General features: G+C 64.3%; 13 protein-coding genes. 5 read left to right on the forward strand and 8 right to left on the reverse strand.

From position 1 onward, the window contains the following. A complete protein-coding gene (locus tag B0G77_RS36905; RefSeq protein WP_133666676.1) occupies window positions 1–318 on the reverse strand; it encodes a 2Fe-2S iron-sulfur cluster-binding protein in 318 nt (105 codons plus the stop codon). Between the two features lie 100 nt (window positions 319–418). Beyond that, window positions 419–2,365, reverse strand: a complete 1,947-nt coding sequence (locus B0G77_RS36910; RefSeq protein ID WP_133666677.1) for a sigma-54-dependent Fis family transcriptional regulator — start codon at window positions 2,363–2,365, stop codon at window positions 419–421. A gap of 294 nt (window positions 2,366–2,659) precedes the next feature. On the opposite strand from B0G77_RS36910, the gene B0G77_RS36915 reads away from it, so the two are divergent. Then, the gene (locus B0G77_RS36915; RefSeq protein ID WP_133666678.1) at window positions 2,660–2,851 is read left to right on the forward strand and encodes a DUF2964 family protein; all 192 of its coding nucleotides are present in this window, start codon (window positions 2,660–2,662) and stop codon (window positions 2,849–2,851) included. Window positions 2,852–3,103: 252 nt separating this feature from the next. Further along, the gene (locus B0G77_RS36920; RefSeq protein ID WP_133666679.1) at window positions 3,104–3,394 is read left to right on the forward strand and encodes a DUF1488 domain-containing protein; all 291 of its coding nucleotides are present in this window, start codon (window positions 3,104–3,106) and stop codon (window positions 3,392–3,394) included. 197 nt (window positions 3,395–3,591) lie between these two features. On the opposite strand, the gene B0G77_RS36925 is transcribed toward B0G77_RS36920, so the two are convergent. From B0G77_RS36925 to B0G77_RS36950, 6 genes are all read right to left on the reverse strand, one after another. After that, the gene (locus B0G77_RS36925; protein ID WP_133666680.1) at window positions 3,592–4,893 is read right to left on the reverse strand and encodes an NCS2 family permease; all 1,302 of its coding nucleotides are present in this window, start codon (window positions 4,891–4,893) and stop codon (window positions 3,592–3,594) included. A 178-nt stretch (window positions 4,894–5,071) separates the two neighbouring features. Next, window positions 5,072–5,575, reverse strand: coding sequence for a YaiI/YqxD family protein (locus tag B0G77_RS36930; protein WP_133666681.1), 504 nt, complete (start codon window positions 5,573–5,575; stop codon window positions 5,072–5,074). Window positions 5,576–5,819: 244 nt separating this feature from the next. Next, window positions 5,820–6,089, reverse strand: coding sequence for a DUF4148 domain-containing protein (locus B0G77_RS36935; protein ID WP_133666682.1), 270 nt, complete (start codon window positions 6,087–6,089; stop codon window positions 5,820–5,822). A 164-nt stretch (window positions 6,090–6,253) separates the two neighbouring features. Beyond that, window positions 6,254–7,027, reverse strand: a complete 774-nt coding sequence (locus B0G77_RS36940; RefSeq protein WP_133666683.1) for a slipin family protein — start codon at window positions 7,025–7,027, stop codon at window positions 6,254–6,256. 29 nt (window positions 7,028–7,056) lie between these two features. Then, window positions 7,057–8,583 (reverse strand): nodulation protein NfeD, encoded by a 1,527-nt coding sequence (locus tag B0G77_RS36945; protein ID WP_133666684.1) that lies wholly within the window; start codon window positions 8,581–8,583, stop codon window positions 7,057–7,059. A 65-nt stretch (window positions 8,584–8,648) separates the two neighbouring features. After that, window positions 8,649–9,686 carry an AraC family transcriptional regulator gene (locus tag B0G77_RS36950; RefSeq protein ID WP_133667039.1) on the reverse strand — a complete coding sequence of 346 codons (1,038 nt, stop codon included), beginning with the start codon at window positions 9,684–9,686 and terminating at the stop codon, window positions 8,649–8,651. Between the two features lie 249 nt (window positions 9,687–9,935). Between B0G77_RS36950 and B0G77_RS36955 the strand changes: the two genes are divergently transcribed. The 3 genes from B0G77_RS36955 (at window position 9,936) to B0G77_RS36965 (ending at window position 14,458) form a co-directional block, all read left to right on the forward strand. Next, window positions 9,936–11,069 carry an acyl-CoA dehydrogenase gene (locus B0G77_RS36955; protein WP_133667038.1) on the forward strand — a complete coding sequence of 378 codons (1,134 nt, stop codon included), beginning with the start codon at window positions 9,936–9,938 and terminating at the stop codon, window positions 11,067–11,069. Window positions 11,070–11,121: 52 nt separating this feature from the next. After that, window positions 11,122–12,813, forward strand: a complete 1,692-nt coding sequence (locus B0G77_RS36960; protein WP_133666685.1) for an AMP-binding protein — start codon at window positions 11,122–11,124, stop codon at window positions 12,811–12,813. Between the two features lie 118 nt (window positions 12,814–12,931). Continuing rightward, window positions 12,932–14,458, forward strand: coding sequence for a CoA-acylating methylmalonate-semialdehyde dehydrogenase (locus tag B0G77_RS36965; RefSeq protein ID WP_133666686.1), 1,527 nt, complete (start codon window positions 12,932–12,934; stop codon window positions 14,456–14,458). The last annotated feature ends 33 nt before the right edge of the window (window positions 14,459–14,491 follow it).

A 14,491-nucleotide genomic window follows, 5' to 3' on the forward strand; every position in this document is an offset into this window, starting at 1 on the left:
TCAGATTTCCGTCGCGTGCGGCACCTCGATGACGAGATCCGACTCAGCGATCGCGACGCAGGGCAGGATAAAGCCCTCAACCTTCTCCTCCTTGCTCAGACCCGGCCATTCGATCGTATACCGCACGCGGCCTGCGTTCATATGGCACATGCAGGTCCGGCACGTGCCATTGCGGCACGACCTCGGCAAACGCAAACCGTCAAAGCTGGCGGCTTCCAGAATGGTGAGCGACTCGGGCGCTTCGAATGTGCGTCCCGACGGTTCGACGCGGACGGCAAAAACCCGGCAGGCAGGGACGGGAGAGGAGTTTTCGGACATCTTTCCGGCAGTACGTGGTGAGGCGCGTGGACGCTTTCAGTCGCGGCTTCGCGAGCAGCACACGTAGCATACCGGGCCCAACCGCAGCGCGCCACGTGCGTCAATGTGAAGGGCGCTGGCGCAGATAGCGGTAGATGGTATTGCGCGCCAGCCCCAGTTCGCGCGCGGTCGCGGAGACGTTGCCGCCGTGACGCGTCAGCGTCTGTTCGATTAACGTCGTCTGCACGTCCTGCATGCGGGACGGTGCGGCAGGTGCGTTGCCGGGTTGCGCAGCGTCAGCCCAAACCGGATCGTCACAAGGCGCAGCGTCGCAATCCTGCAGGAAATCCTCCGGCAGATGCTCGACGCCGATCTCGTCTTCGCCTTCGGCCATGATGCCCGCCGTGCGCAGCACGTTGGCGAGTTGCCGCAGATTCCCCGGCCAGCGGCAACGGGTAAAGCGTCCGAGGACTGCAGCGGAGACGCGCAACGGCACGGCGTCGCTGTCGCGCTGCAATTCGAGAATCCGCTTGACCAGTACGCACAGATCCGACCGCTCGACGAGCGCGGGCAACGTCACGACCAGCCCGTTGATCCGGTAGTACAGGTCTTCCCTGAACGTACCCGCCTGGATCATCGATCGCAGGTTGCGGTGGGTCGCGCAGACGACGCGCAGATCGACGGGAATCGCGCGCGTGCCGCCGAGCGGCACCACGGTGCGTTCCTGCAGCACGCGCATCAGGCGCACCTGCTGCGCGAGCGGCATGTCGCCGATTTCATCGAGAAACAGGGTGCCGCCGTCGGCCTGGACGATTTTGCCGACGCTGCCGCGCTTTTTCGCCCCCGTGAATGCACCGTCTTCGTAGCCGAACAGTTCGGCTTCGATCAGCGTATCCGGCAGCGATGCACAGTTCACCGCGACGAACGGCGCATCGCGGCGCGGTGAATCGCGATGGATCGCGCGCGCGAGCCACTCCTTGCCGGTACCCGTGCGGCCGAGCACCAGAATGGGAATGTCGCGGCCGCGCACCCTTTCGACCCGCCGGAGCACTGCGGCCATCTGCACATCGCCGGTATCGAGCGTCTCGAACGTAACGCTGGCTGCGGGCTGCTGCGTACCACGCGCTCTCGCCGGCCGCAGGCCGATCTCGCCTTCAGCGTCGGCCGAGGCCGGGCTGAACACCTGCCGGACGGCCGCCGCATAGTCGCTGCGGGCGATGACGCGCACGCCGCTCGGGAGGGTCAGGGTGACGCATTCGCCGGGCTTGCGGGCCGTGTGCTGCAACAGCGCGGCGATCGGCATGCCGAAAAGCTCGGGGAACGTCTGCCGCTGGAGGGTCGCAAGCGGCTGCCCGAACTGGAACAGCGCACTGCGGTTTGCGGACAGAAACGCGCCGTCCGGCGCGAACGCGGCGAGCCCTTCGAACAGCGTGCCGATGAATTCGGTGCGTGCGTGAAAGTGGATGCGGATCAAGTCCGCGAACTGGTTGGCGAACAGATGGTTTTCGATCATCTGCGCGGACATCCGCACCAGCGCCAGCGTGTGCTTGTGAAAGCCGCGCGTGTCGCCGCTTACGTCGAGCGCGCCGATCGTGCGGCCGAACGGATCGACGATGGGGGCGCACGAGCAGGTGAGGATGTGATTCGCGTGCAGAAAATGCTCGTCGGCATGCACGATGGTCGGTTGCCCGTCGACGAGTGCCGTCCCGATCGCGTTCGTGCCGCGATCCGCTTCCGCCCACGACACGCCGGGGCACAGCGCGACGCGATTCGCCTTTTCGACGAAATCGCTGTCGCCGAGGCTGTGCAGGATCACGCCGTGGTTGTCGGTGAGCAGCACCATGCTTTGCGTATCGACGATCTGCGCGTGCAGCGTCTCCATGACCGGCAGCGCATGCGTGTACAGCGAGTGATTGCGCTCGACGAGCTCGCGCAGCACCGGGCGGCGCAACGGATGGAAATCGGGCGTCTCAGATTCGCGCAGGCCAACCCGGAGCGAGCGCGCATGAGCCTGCGCAATCACGTCGGGCCGGCCCGCCACGGGGGGCGTGGCGGAACGATGGGTCACTGCATGTCTCCGGTTTGTTTCCATACGCAGGCGAGGTGCGGTGCCTCGCCCGGCATCCATGGCTCTTGTTGCGCACTGCAACAGAAACGCACGGTGATTGCCCATCATACAAGATGTGCCGCCGCCGCGAACAGCACGATGCGCGGCGCTCCAATCTCACTTGCATTCCGGCCCGCAGGTGCAATGATTAAAGAGGATTAGACAGTCAAAAAGAGGAACATGGCAGGGACGCGCTCGCGCCGCGGCCCATGCAGGCGGTGCCAGCCTCGATCAGCGCCCGTTCGGGAGAACGTCATGGTGCGACTTGAACCAAGGATAATACTGGCCGCCATCGCGACGTTTGTCGCGCTGGGCGGCATAGCGGTGTCGATCCACGGCTTGTTATACGACGAGGACCAGGTGATGTGGTCGGGCGTCGTGGCGATCGGCCTCGGTATTGCCGCAATGGTCGTGATGCTCAACCCGTTGCACAAGAAGAGCGCCTAGCCGCGCCGTTCGCCGGCAGCGGGACTGATGCACTGGCGCACAGGATTTCCGTTTCGTTGTGCACCACGAGGGTGTACTTCGAAGGGAAAACTTGCGGCCTGCCGGAAGTCGTCTAAAGTGATGAAATCAGCCGTCGAGCGCGGATTGTTGCGGATCGTGCGGCTGCCGCCCGCGCATGCAAAGAATCAAGGAGGCGTTAAAAGCAGGCCTGCGCGACCCTCTGGACTGTTCATCACCCTGAAGGCGATTCCCATGCAGATCATTTTCCTGAACGAAACCCCTGAGTATTCAGGGCGAGAACTGACCCTGGCGTTCCCGGCGATGGTCGATGGTGAAAGGGTGGAATGCATGATCACCGCGGAAGCACTCGAAGACCATTTTGGCGCGGCGTCGCCACGTCAGGAAGATATGATCGGGGCTTTCGATACGCATCGCGAACGAATCGAAGCCGCGACGCGCCGGTTGCTGTCGGAAACGCGCGCGCAGTGTCTGGTGCTGCGCAGCGGCTATGTCCGCTTCTACGAGGCGAACTGGCGTAACTGACTCGAGCCGGGCATCATGAGACCGCCGCCGCGTGCAACCGGCGGCGCGTAGACCTCCGCGCGAAACGCGCACCCGCGATTCTCCCTCTGGACGGCTGCGTCTTTGCAGGCGTCGTGCCGTCGGAAAACGCCTGCCGCAGCCAACTGCCGGAACCACGGGACGAGGGGTTGCCTGGCGTTACCCGCACAAGGCAAGGCTTACTCGGCGCCGAGATAAAAGTAGCGGAACAGGAACACGGCGGCGATGATCCAGACGACCAGCTTCACCTTTCGCGCGTGCCCGGTCAGCAGCTTGAGCCCGGCGTATGAAATGAACCCGAACGCCACACCGTTCGCGATGGAATACGTGAACGGCATCAAAAGCGCGGTGAGCGCGGCCGGCACGACCTCGGTGGCGTCGTCCCACGGCAGATCCGCCATCTCGCGCAGCATCAGGCACGACACGTAAAGCAGCGCCGGCGCCGTCGCGTAGCCCGGCACGACGCCGGCGAGCGGCGCGAAGAACAGCGATGCCAGAAACAGCACGGCGACGGTGATCGCCGTCACGCCTGTACGACCGCCAGCCTGCACGCCCGATGCGCTTTCGATATAGGCCGTCGTCGACGATGTTCCCAGCATCGAGCCCGCCAGAATCGCGGTGCTATCCGCGAGCAGCGCCCTGTTCAGACGATGCATCTTGCCCTCGACCAGCAGTCCGGCGCGATTGGCGACGCCCATCAGCGTGCCGGTCGCATCGAACAGTTCGACGAGGAAGAACACGAGCACGACGTTGAGCACGCCGGTCGACAGCGCAGCGCGGATATCGAGTTGAAACAGCGCGGGCGCGATCGACGGCGGCGCCGACACCACGCCGTTGAACTGGTTGCCGCCAAAAAAGAAGCTCAGGATCGTCACGGCGACGATACCGATCAGGATCGCGCCGCGCACGCGCAGAAAATCGAGCGTGACGATGGTGAAGAAGCCGACGATCGCGAGGATCGCGTGCGGGTCGTGCAGATTGCCGAGAGTGACGAGTGTCGCCGGATTGCCGACCACGATGCCGGCAGCCTTGAGCGAAATGATCGCGAGGAAGAGCCCGATGCCCCCTGTGATCGCGATGCGGATCGAATGCGGGATGCCGTTGACGATCACTTCGCGTACGCGAAACAGCGTGACGATCATGAACAGGCAGCCCGAAATGAAGACCGCGCCGAGCGCCGCCTGCCACGTGAATCCCATCCCCTTGACGACCGTGTACGCGAAATAGGCGTTGAGGCCCATGCCTGGCGCGCAGGCGATCGGGTAGTTTGCGTACAGCCCCATGATCAGCGTGCCGAGCGCGGCGACGAGGCAGGTCGCGACGAATACGGCATCTTTCGGCATCCCCGCATCGCCGAGAATCGCTGGATTCACGAAGATGATGTAGGCCATCGTGAGAAAGGTCGTCACGCCGGCGAGCACCTCCGTACGCAGATTGGTGCCCGCTTCGTCGAAGCCGAAGTAGCGTTTGATGGAGTCCATGAGTCGCGCCTCTCGTTATTGCTGAGTTGTCTTCTTGTGAGGGTCGGCCGGAACGGGGCCGGCGCAATGCAGTCGGCCCTTGCCGCAAGGCTACGGGCGGATTGTAAACACGAATGTCCGTCAGGTGCCGCATCGGCGTGCGCCGCGTGTAGCCGCTGCAACACGCGGTTGACGTGCATCAGCCGTCGTGCGGGTCGGGGACCGCAGGCGCGTTGTCCTGCGGCGCAGCGGGGCGTTTGACGTGGCGGGCCAGCCAGCGGTCGAGTTCGGCGGCAAAGGTCCGGCTGTCGCGTGCGCTGAAAGCCGGCGGGCCGCCGGTATCGACGCCGCTGCTGCGCAACTGGTCGAGCATCGAGCGCATGCGCAGGCGCTCTTCGATGGTGTCGCCGGAGTACCAGTTGCCGCGCGGATCAAGCGCGTGGGCGTTTTTCGCGAGCACGGCGGCGGCCAGCGGGATATCGGCGGTAATCACGAGGTCGCCCGCCGCGACGCGTTCGGCGATCAGGTCGTCGGCGGCGTCGAAGCCGGCCGGCACCTGGATTGCACGGATCAACGGCGACGGTGGCACCCGCAGGAACTGGTTCGCCACCAGCGTGAGCGTCACACCGACCCGACGTGCGGCGCGAAACAGCATGTCCTTGATCACGACGGGACAGGCGTCCGCGTCTATCCAGATTTGCATCGTGTCGGCTTCAGGTGTCGAAGGGGCGGGATGATAACCCGCCGGTGGATAGCGCGGCCCGGCAGAAGGCGCAGTGCTCACGCGTGCTGCGACGAGAACAGCGCGCATGACGCATGGGTTTGGCGCGGCTCGATCGTATGCAGCGGCGAGTAAAACCTGGGGGCGTCGGCTTCATGCTGATCGAGGCGCACAAGATTGCCCGTTCCGCACCATGCGGCGAAACCAACACTGTGAAATCGAACGATTACTGGGTCGTGCCCGAACCTGCGCCGACACCCATCGACTGCGCCCGCTGCGCAGCAACGATACGGCCTGCACGTTGCGCGTTGCACGGATAGTTGATCCAGTCGTCCGGATCGTAGCCTGCCGCACGCCACGCGGCGAGATCGGCGCGGACTTCGGCGCGTGTTTTCGGCGCAGAAGGGTCGTAGGACTGTGTTGGCTGGGCAAAGACTGACGGTGCAAGCAGCGCACCGAGCAGCGCGCCCGCAGCGAGGCGTGAAATTGGATTCATGGTGGCAGGGGAAAATCTATCGGTGGTAACCCCTACATTCTAGGTCTCGATCAGGCAATAAGTAAGGTCAAAAGTAACAATTCTGCGTTGCGCCGCCAGATACAGTCGAGCCGGCTCATCGCAGTCGTCTGCCGTCACCGTCCGGCAGGAGGACAGACAGGACCTCACGCGTTCGACGGCTTCCCGATCCGGTCGAGCACGGCGTTGAGCACGTCGATCGGCAGCGGGAAAACGATTGTCGAATTCTTGTCGGCCGCGATGCTGGTGAGCGTCTGCAGATAGCGCAACTGCATGGCCTGCGGTTGCTGGGCGAGCATCTGCGCGGCCTGAAGCAGGTGTGCCGATGCCTGCAGTTCGCCTTCCGCGTGAATCACCTTCGCGCGCCGTTCGCGCTCGGCTTCCGCCTGCCGCGCAATCGCCCGGATCATCGTTTCATTGATGTCGACATGCTTGATCTCGACCGTCGATACCTTGATGCCCCACGCGTCGGTTTGCGAATCGAGCACTTTCTGGATGTCCGCGTTGAGTCGCTCGCGTTCGGCGAGCAGGTCGTCGAGTTCGTGCTTGCCGAGCACCGCCCGCAGTGTGGTCTGCGACAGCTGGCTGGTGGCCTCGAAATAGCGCGCGACCTGAATCACCGCGCGTTCCGGATCGACGACGCGAAAATAGATTACGGCGTTCACCTTCACCGACACGTTGTCGCGCGTGATCACATCCTGCGGCGGCACGTCGAAGACGACAGTACGCAGATCCATCCGCACGACCTGCTGCACGATCGGGATGATCAGCACAAGGCCGGGCCCCTTGACCTTCCAGAAACGCCCCAGCATGAAGACCACGCCGCGTTCGTATTCGCGGAAGATGCGCACCGACGAAGCGATCAGGAAGATGACGAGGACAAGCAGGATGCTGCTGAAGCCGAAGGTGAATCCGATCATGAGGGTTCTCCCTGCTGTGACTGGTTTGCTCAGACGGGAACGACGGTCAGCATGAGGCCGCGCCGTCCGGTGACGCGTACCTCGCGTCCCGCGGCGAGTGGCCCGGGGCTCGTCACGCGCCAGCGCTCTCCGCGCACACGGGCCCAGCCGATCACCACGTCGCCGTCCGGCTGCAGCCCGTCGTCGAGCACGACACCGATGCTGCCGATGATGGCTTCCGGGCCCGTCACGACGGGCCGTCGGCGCGCGCGCAGCGCGACGCCCGAGACCGTGAAGATAAAGAGCGCGCTGAACAGGGTGAGCGCGGCGATCAGCGGAAACGGGATGCCATAGCCGGGCACATCGGTATCGATCAGCATCAGCCCGCCGATCGCAAACGCCACGATGCCGCCGAAGCCGAGCGTGCCGAAGGTCGGCAGGAAGGCTTCGGCGATCAGAAATGCGATGCCGAGAAACACCAGTCCGAGACCGACGAAATTGATCGGCAGCAGTTGCAGCGCGAAGAGCCCAACGAGCAGGCTGATCGCACCCGCCACGCCCGGCAACACAAAGCCCGGATTGGCGAACTCGAAGAAGAGTCCGTACATGCCAATCATCATCAGGATCAGGGCGACGTTCGGGTCGGTGATGACGGAAAGGAAATGGGTGCGCCAGTCCGGTTCGAGTGTGACGATGGATGCGCCGGCCGTCGCGAGCCGCTGGTCTCCGGTGGCGGTGTTGATCGTGCGGCCGTCCACCTGGCGCAAAAGGTCAGGCACGTCGCGCGCAAGCAGGTCGACGACGTGCTGGTTGAGCGCTTCGGTGGCGGACAGGCTGACGGCTTCACGTACCGCTTTCTCCCCCCAGGCCTGATTGCGGCCGCGCAGTTGCGCGAGCCCGCGGATGTAAGCGGCGGCGTCGTGAACCTGCTTGCGGATTTCGGTTGACTGCGCATCGAGTGCGGGCGCTGCGGACGCCGCGCTGGCTCCCGACGCCGCCTTGCCTGCCTCGCCAGGCTTGCCGCCAGGGGGCGAAGGTGGCGACAGCGGCGATTCCGGTTGTTGCGGTGCAGCGCCGCCCATGCCGACCTGAATGGGTGTCGCGGCGCCAAGGTTGGTGCCCGGCGCCATGGCGGCAATGTGGCTGGCATAGACGATATAGGTGCCGGCGCTTGCTGCGCGCGCGCCACCCGGCGCGATGAACGACGCAACCGGCACCGGCGACGACAGGATCGCCTTGATGATCTGCCGCATCGACGTATCGAGCCCGCCGGGCGTGTCGAGTTCGATTACCGCGAGTTGCGCCTGGCTTTGTGCCGCGCGTGTCAGCCCGCGGACGATGAAGTCGGCACTCGCCGGGTCGATGGCGCCGTTCACGGGGATAACCACCACAACCCCTCGAGCGGCCGCCGCATGGAGCGACGATTGCAACAGGAAGGGGGCGCTGCCGAGCGCCAGCAGAAGTCCGAGCGCGCGGGCGCCGCGCAGGAGCCGGAAGAACCGGGCCGCAACGCCGCCGCAGGTGGGTGGCCTGCGCGGACCAGACTGCCGGAACGGGAGAAACCGGTGCGTTCTCATCGCGGACGACTGGCGCACCTTGTCGGTTGGCGCCAGCCTTGAAGGACTGGCCTGATATTTATAGCTTAGTCTGCTTCTGCGCGTTGCGTGAGATCGGCCTCGGCCATCCGGTAATCGGACGGACGCATGCCCGTCCATTTGCGGAACGCGCGGTGAAACGCGCTCGGTTCCGCGAAGCCCACCGCCGCCGCGATGTCGGCGACCGTGCGCTCGGTGTCCTGCAGTTCGCCGATCGCGATGTCGCGCCGCAGGTCGTCCTTGATCGACTGATACGTGTAGCCTTCCTGCTTCAGCCGGCGCCGCATCGTCGCTTCCGCGACGTGCAGGCGTAGCGCCATGTCGTCGGCGCCGGGCCACGCAGTGATCGGCAGCGCGCGCAGCAGCTTGCGCACCCGCGCCGCGAACGATCCCGGATTGCGGTACTTCACGACAAAGCTGCCTGGCGCATCGCGCAGAAACGGCCTGACTGTTTTCGTCGTCTGTACCACCGGCAGATCCAGAAAGGCCGGCGACAGGTCGACATACGACGCGTCCTGATCGAACGCCATGTCGTCGCAGAACATCAGCCGGTATTCGTGCGCAGCAGGCGGCCTGGCGCAGCGAAACCGCGCCTTGAGCAACGGAATGCGGCGCCCGACGAGCCAGCACATCAACCCGTAGATCAGGATGAAATACGTCGCATAGGCAAACATGGTCGGTGTGGCTGTGCCTTCGCGATGCGTGAATTCGAGCCGTACGTGGGTCTTGTCCGGCACCACCCGCATACCGAGATCGTCCAGCACGAGCCGCATGAAGCCGACCACGCGCGCAAGCGCATGGGCGCCTGAGCGTGCCGTGAGCGCAGTCTGTGTCATCGCGATGAAACTGCCGCTGCGCATCGGGTGTGAGTCCTGGCCAAAGAACTCATCGTCGAGCGCGCGGGCGATGTTCGCCCATAGCGCGCCGTATTGCGTCGATGTCACCCGGCTTTTCGGTGACGCGAGCATCTGCGGCGCAATGCCGGCCACGTCGAGGAGCGGCCGCACGTCGATTCCCTGCGCCCGCGCGAGCGCCAGCGTTTCTTCGACGAGGCTGACGGAGATGGTGCCTTTTTCGCTTTTCATGTGTTTGCTGAAGCCGACGCGTGGCCGGCCGGTATGGCAAATGCGCTCACCCAGATTGATCGGGCTGAGCATCGAACCCGCATGCCGGACTGCCTACACTTTTCCCAACCGGATGGATCTCAACTATCGAGCCCTCCCGGCGCGCTTACGGCGTGGCGGAAGGCGACATAGTGTAGACGAGGCCACATGCGGCGCGCCATGGGCCGCCCTCCGGCATTCCATGAAGACGCAACAGGCAAGGCGGACGCGATGAACGACTTCTACACCGACGAACAACGGATGATTCGCGATGCAGCGCGCGAGTTCGCCGTCGATTGCCTCGCCCCCCATGCCGGCGAGTGGGACCGCAACGGTCAGCTGCCGGATGAGGTCGTGAAGCAGATGGGCGATCTCGGCTTGCTCGGCATGATGGTGCCGCCGGAGTGGGGCGGGTCGTACACCGACTATGTGGCCTATGCGCTCGCACTTGAAGAGATCGCCGCGGGCTGTGCCGCAAGCGCCACCTTGATGAGCGTGCACAACTCGGTCGGCTGTGGGCCGATCCTGAACTTTGGCACTGGCGCCCAGAAAGACCGCTATCTGCACGATCTCGCGACGGGGCGCCGCATTGGCGCATTCTGCCTGACCGAGCCGCAGGCCGGTTCGGAGGCGAACAACCTGCGCACGCGCGCCGTCCTGTGCGATGGGCAGTGGGTCATCAACGGCAACAAGCAGTTCGTGACGAACGGGGCGCGCGCGAGCGTCGCCATCGTATTTGCAGTCACCAACCCGGATCGCGGCAAGCGCGGCCTGTCCGCCTTCATCGTCCCGACCGATACGCCCGGGTTCAACGTCGGCAGACCGGAGCACAAGCTGGGCATTCGCGCGTCGGATACCTGCCCGATCTCTCTCGACGAATGCGCGGTGCCCGAAGCAAACCTGCTAGGCGAGCCGGGCGAGGGCCTTCGCATCGCGCTGTCGAACCTCGAAGGAGGGCGCATTGGCATTGCGGCGCAGGCGGTCGGCATTGCACGGGCGGCGTTCGATGCGGCGCGGGTCTATGCGAATGAGCGCGTTCAGTTCGGCAAGTCGCTGAAGGAGCATCAAACCATCGCCAACATGCTCGCCGACATGGCGACCCGGCTGAACGCCGCGCGTCTGCTGGTTCATCACGCCGCACGTCTGCGCAGTGAGGGCAAACCCTGCCTGTCGGAGGCTTCGCAGGCGAAGCTGTACGCATCCGAACTGGCGGAAGAAGTCTGCTCGAGGGCGATCCAGATCCACGGCGGCTACGGCTACCTGCAGGACTACGCCGTCGAGCGTCACTATCGCGATGCCCGCATTACGCAGATTTACGAAGGGACCAGCGAAGTACAACGAATGGTGATTGCGCGGCACGTTTGAGCGCAGAATAATCCGCCACATAGAGCGCATCCGCGCCGATCAGGAGACGACGATGACTGCAGCGAAGGGCTTTCTCGATGCGCGCGACCTGTTGTTGCGCCATCGAACGGACTACGACCGCGCATATCGCGAGTTCGCATGGCCGGTCCTCGGCGAGTTCAACTGGGCGCTCGACTACTTCGATGTGATCGCCCGCGATAACGACAAGCCGGCGCTGTGGATCGTCGATGACCTTTCCGGCCGGGGCACGCAGTATTCGTACGCGCAGATGTCGGAGCGCTCGGCGCGCATGGCCAACTTCCTGCGCGGCATCGGCGTCGGACGCGGAGACAGGTTGCTGCTGATGCTGCCGAATCGCGTCGAACTGTGGGACGTGATGCTCGCGGCGATGAAGCTGGGCGCGATCGTGCTGCCTGCCACGACGCAGCTTTCCCCCGACGACGTGCGTGACCGGGTAGAGATCGGCGGCGCGCAGTTTGTGGTGGTCGATAGTGGTGAACTGGCGAAGTTCGATGCGATGGATGCGGATGTGAAGCGTATCTCGGTCGGCACGCCACGCGAAGGCTGGACGGACCTGTCCCAGGCTTACGATGCGTCGCCGTCGTTCACACCCGACGGACCCACGCGCGCAACCGATCCCATGCTGCTGTATTTCACGTCGGGTACGACATCGAAGCCGAAGCTCGTCGAGCATACCCATCAGAGCTATCCGGTGGGCCATCTGTCGACGATGTACTGGATCGGCCTGCAGCCGGGAGACGTCCACTGGAACATCAGCTCGCCCGGCTGGGCGAAGCATGCGTGGAGCTGCTTCTTTGCGCCGTGGAATGCCCAGGCGTGCGTCTTCGTCTTCAACTTCGCGCGCTTCGTGCCGAAGGAAACGCTCGACGTGCTCGTGCGCTTCAATGTCACGACGCTATGTGCGCCGCCCACCGTCTGGCGCATGCTCGTTCAGGAGCCGCTGGCGTCGTATGCGGTGAAGCTGCGCGAGATCGTCGGCGCTGGCGAGCCGCTGAATCCAGAGGTCATCGAACGCGTTCGTCATGCGTGGGGCGTGACGATCCGCGATGGCTTCGGGCAGACCGAAACCACCTGCCAGATTGGCAACTCACCGGGCCAGGTCGTCGTGCCGGGGTCGATGGGCCGGCCGCTGCCGGGCTACCGGATCGAACTCGTAGATGCCGACGATCAGCCCGCCAGCGAAGGCGAAATTGCGCTGCCGCTCGCGCAGTGTCCGCTCGGCTTGATGACCGGCTACGCGAACAACGAGAAGGCCACCGGAGAGGCCATGCGCAACGGTTTCTATCACACGTCGGATGTTGCGATGCGGCGTGACGACGGCTACTACGTCTACGTCGGCCGCGCCGACGACGTGTTCAAGTCGTCCGACTACCGGCTGAGCCCGTTCGAACTCGAAAGCGTGCTCATCGAACATGAAGCGATTGCCGAAGCGGCTGTCGTACCTAGCGCTGATGCCGTGCGTCTGGCGGTGCCGAAAGCGTTCGTCACCGTGCGCCAGGGCTTTGAAGCGGGTCCGGAATTGGCGCGCGCCGTCTTCAGCTTCTCGCGCGCAAAGCTCGCCCCGTACAAGCGCATTCGCAGGCTGCAGTTCAGCGAACTGCCCAAGACGATCTCCGGCAAGATCCGCCGCGTCGAACTGCGTCGGCGCGAACTGGAGCGCGAGACCGAACCTGCGCGTCTGCCGGGCGAGTACTGGGAAGAGGATTTTCCCGATCTTCGCTGAGCACGCCGCGCTGGACGCATGTCCTGAATCCACGCATTGAAGCCGCGGGCGGCGTGCTGCCGCCTATCACTTGAATTGCTATCCGGCCGCGCTGCGGCCATGCCACAGGAGACCCAGCATGAGCGCAATTCCTTCGACCATCGCCGACAAGGTGTCAACGGTCAAACTGCTGATTGGCGGCGAGTTCGTCGAATCGAAAACCACCGAATGGCGCGACATCGTCAATCCCGCGACCCAGGAGGTGCTGGCGCGTGTACCGTTCGCGACCGTCGACGAGGTGGATGCCGCCATCCGTTCCGCGCATGCCGCGTTCGCGACGTGGAAGACCACTCCGGTCGGCGCGCGCATGCGGATCATGCTGAAGTACCAGGCGCTGATTCGCGAGCATATGCCGCGCATCGCGAAGACGCTTTCCGCCGAACAGGGTAAAACGCTGCCCGATGCCGAAGGCGATATCTTTCGTGGCCTTGAGGTGGTCGAGCATGCATGCTCGATCGGAACCCTGCAGCAGGGCGAATTCGCGGAAAACGTGGCGGGCAGTGTCGATACGTACACGCTGCGGCAGCCGATCGGCGTCTGCGCAGGTATTACGCCGTTCAATTTCCCCGCGATGATTCCGCTGTGGATGTTCCCGATGGCCATCGTCTGCGGCAATACCTTCGTGCTGAAGCCATCCGAGCAGGATCCGCTGTCGACGATGCAGCTCGTCGAACTGGCGATCGAAGCAGGTGTGCCGGCGGGTGTGTTGAACGTGGTCCACGGCGGCAAGGAAGTCGTCGATGCGCTGTGCACGCATGAACTGGTGAAGGCGATTTCGTTCGTCGGGTCGACGGCGGTCGGCACGCACGTGTATCGCCTCGGCAGCGAGCATGGCAAGCGCGTGCAGTCGATGATGGGCGCGAAGAATCACGCCGTCGTGTCGCCCGATGCGAACCGTGAGCAGACGCTCAACGCGCTCGCCGGGGCCGGTTTTGGCGCGGCGGGGCAACGCTGCATGGCGACCTCGGTGGTCGTGCTGGTGGGCGCGTCGCAGCAATGGCTGCCGGATCTCGTCGAGAAGGCGAAGACGCTGAAGGTCAACGCCGGTAACGAGCCAGGAACGGATATCGGCCCGGTTGTGTCGCGTGCCGCGAAGCAGCGCATTCTCGGGCTGATCGAAGCGGGCGTGAAGGAAGGTGCGACGCTCGCGCTCGACGGCCGCAACATCAAGGTGCGCGGTTACGAAGACGGCAACTTCATCGGGCCGACGATCTTCACCGACGTCACGACCGACATGGAAATCTATCGCACCGAGATCTTCGGCCCGGTGCTGCTGGTCCTGACGGTACCGACGCTCGACGACGCGATCGAACTCGTCAACCGCAATCCGTTCGGCAACGGCGTGGGTCTGTTCACGCAAAGCGGCGCGGCGGCGCGCAAGTTCCAGAGCGATATCGATGTGGGTCAGGTCGGTATCAACATTCCGATTCCGGTGCCGGTGCCGTTTTTCAGCTTCACGGGTTCGCGCGGTTCGAAGCTCGGCGATCTTGGCCCGTATGGCAAGCAGGTCGTGCAGTTCTACACGCAGACCAAGACCGTCACGGCGCGCTGGTTCGATGACGCGACCGTGAACGACGGCGTCAACACGACGATCAGCCTGCGCTAACCACGCCTACCCGCGGATGTATGGAGACGACAT

The sequence above is a fragment of the Paraburkholderia sp. BL10I2N1 genome (genome assembly GCF_004361815.1).
GTDB lineage: Bacteria > Pseudomonadota > Gammaproteobacteria > Burkholderiales > Burkholderiaceae > Paraburkholderia.

Bases quoted from the DNA above. Each gene is read 5' to 3' on its own strand.
- B0G77_RS36905 (WP_133666676.1), bottom strand. From the start codon at position 318: ATGTCCGAAAACTCCTCTCCCGTCCCTGCCTGCCGGGTTTTTGCCGTC.
- B0G77_RS36915 (WP_133666678.1), top strand. From the start codon at position 2,660: ATGGTGCGACTTGAACCAAGGATAATACTGGCCGCCATCGCGACGTTT.
- B0G77_RS36920 (WP_133666679.1), top strand. From the start codon at position 3,104: ATGCAGATCATTTTCCTGAACGAAACCCCTGAGTATTCAGGGCGAGAA.
- B0G77_RS36925 (WP_133666680.1), bottom strand. From the start codon at position 4,893: ATGGACTCCATCAAACGCTACTTCGGCTTCGACGAAGCGGGCACCAAT.
- B0G77_RS36930 (WP_133666681.1), bottom strand. From the start codon at position 5,575: ATGCAAATCTGGATAGACGCGGACGCCTGTCCCGTCGTGATCAAGGAC.
- B0G77_RS36935 (WP_133666682.1), bottom strand. From the start codon at position 6,089: ATGAATCCAATTTCACGCCTCGCTGCGGGCGCGCTGCTCGGTGCGCTG.
- B0G77_RS36940 (WP_133666683.1), bottom strand. From the start codon at position 7,027: ATGATCGGATTCACCTTCGGCTTCAGCAGCATCCTGCTTGTCCTCGTC.
- B0G77_RS36945 (WP_133666684.1), bottom strand. From the start codon at position 8,583: ATGAGAACGCACCGGTTTCTCCCGTTCCGGCAGTCTGGTCCGCGCAGG.
- B0G77_RS36950 (WP_133667039.1), bottom strand. From the start codon at position 9,686: ATGAAAAGCGAAAAAGGCACCATCTCCGTCAGCCTCGTCGAAGAAACG.
- B0G77_RS36955 (WP_133667038.1), top strand. From the start codon at position 9,936: ATGAACGACTTCTACACCGACGAACAACGGATGATTCGCGATGCAGCG.
- B0G77_RS36960 (WP_133666685.1), top strand. From the start codon at position 11,122: ATGACTGCAGCGAAGGGCTTTCTCGATGCGCGCGACCTGTTGTTGCGC.
- B0G77_RS36965 (WP_133666686.1), top strand. From the start codon at position 12,932: ATGAGCGCAATTCCTTCGACCATCGCCGACAAGGTGTCAACGGTCAAA.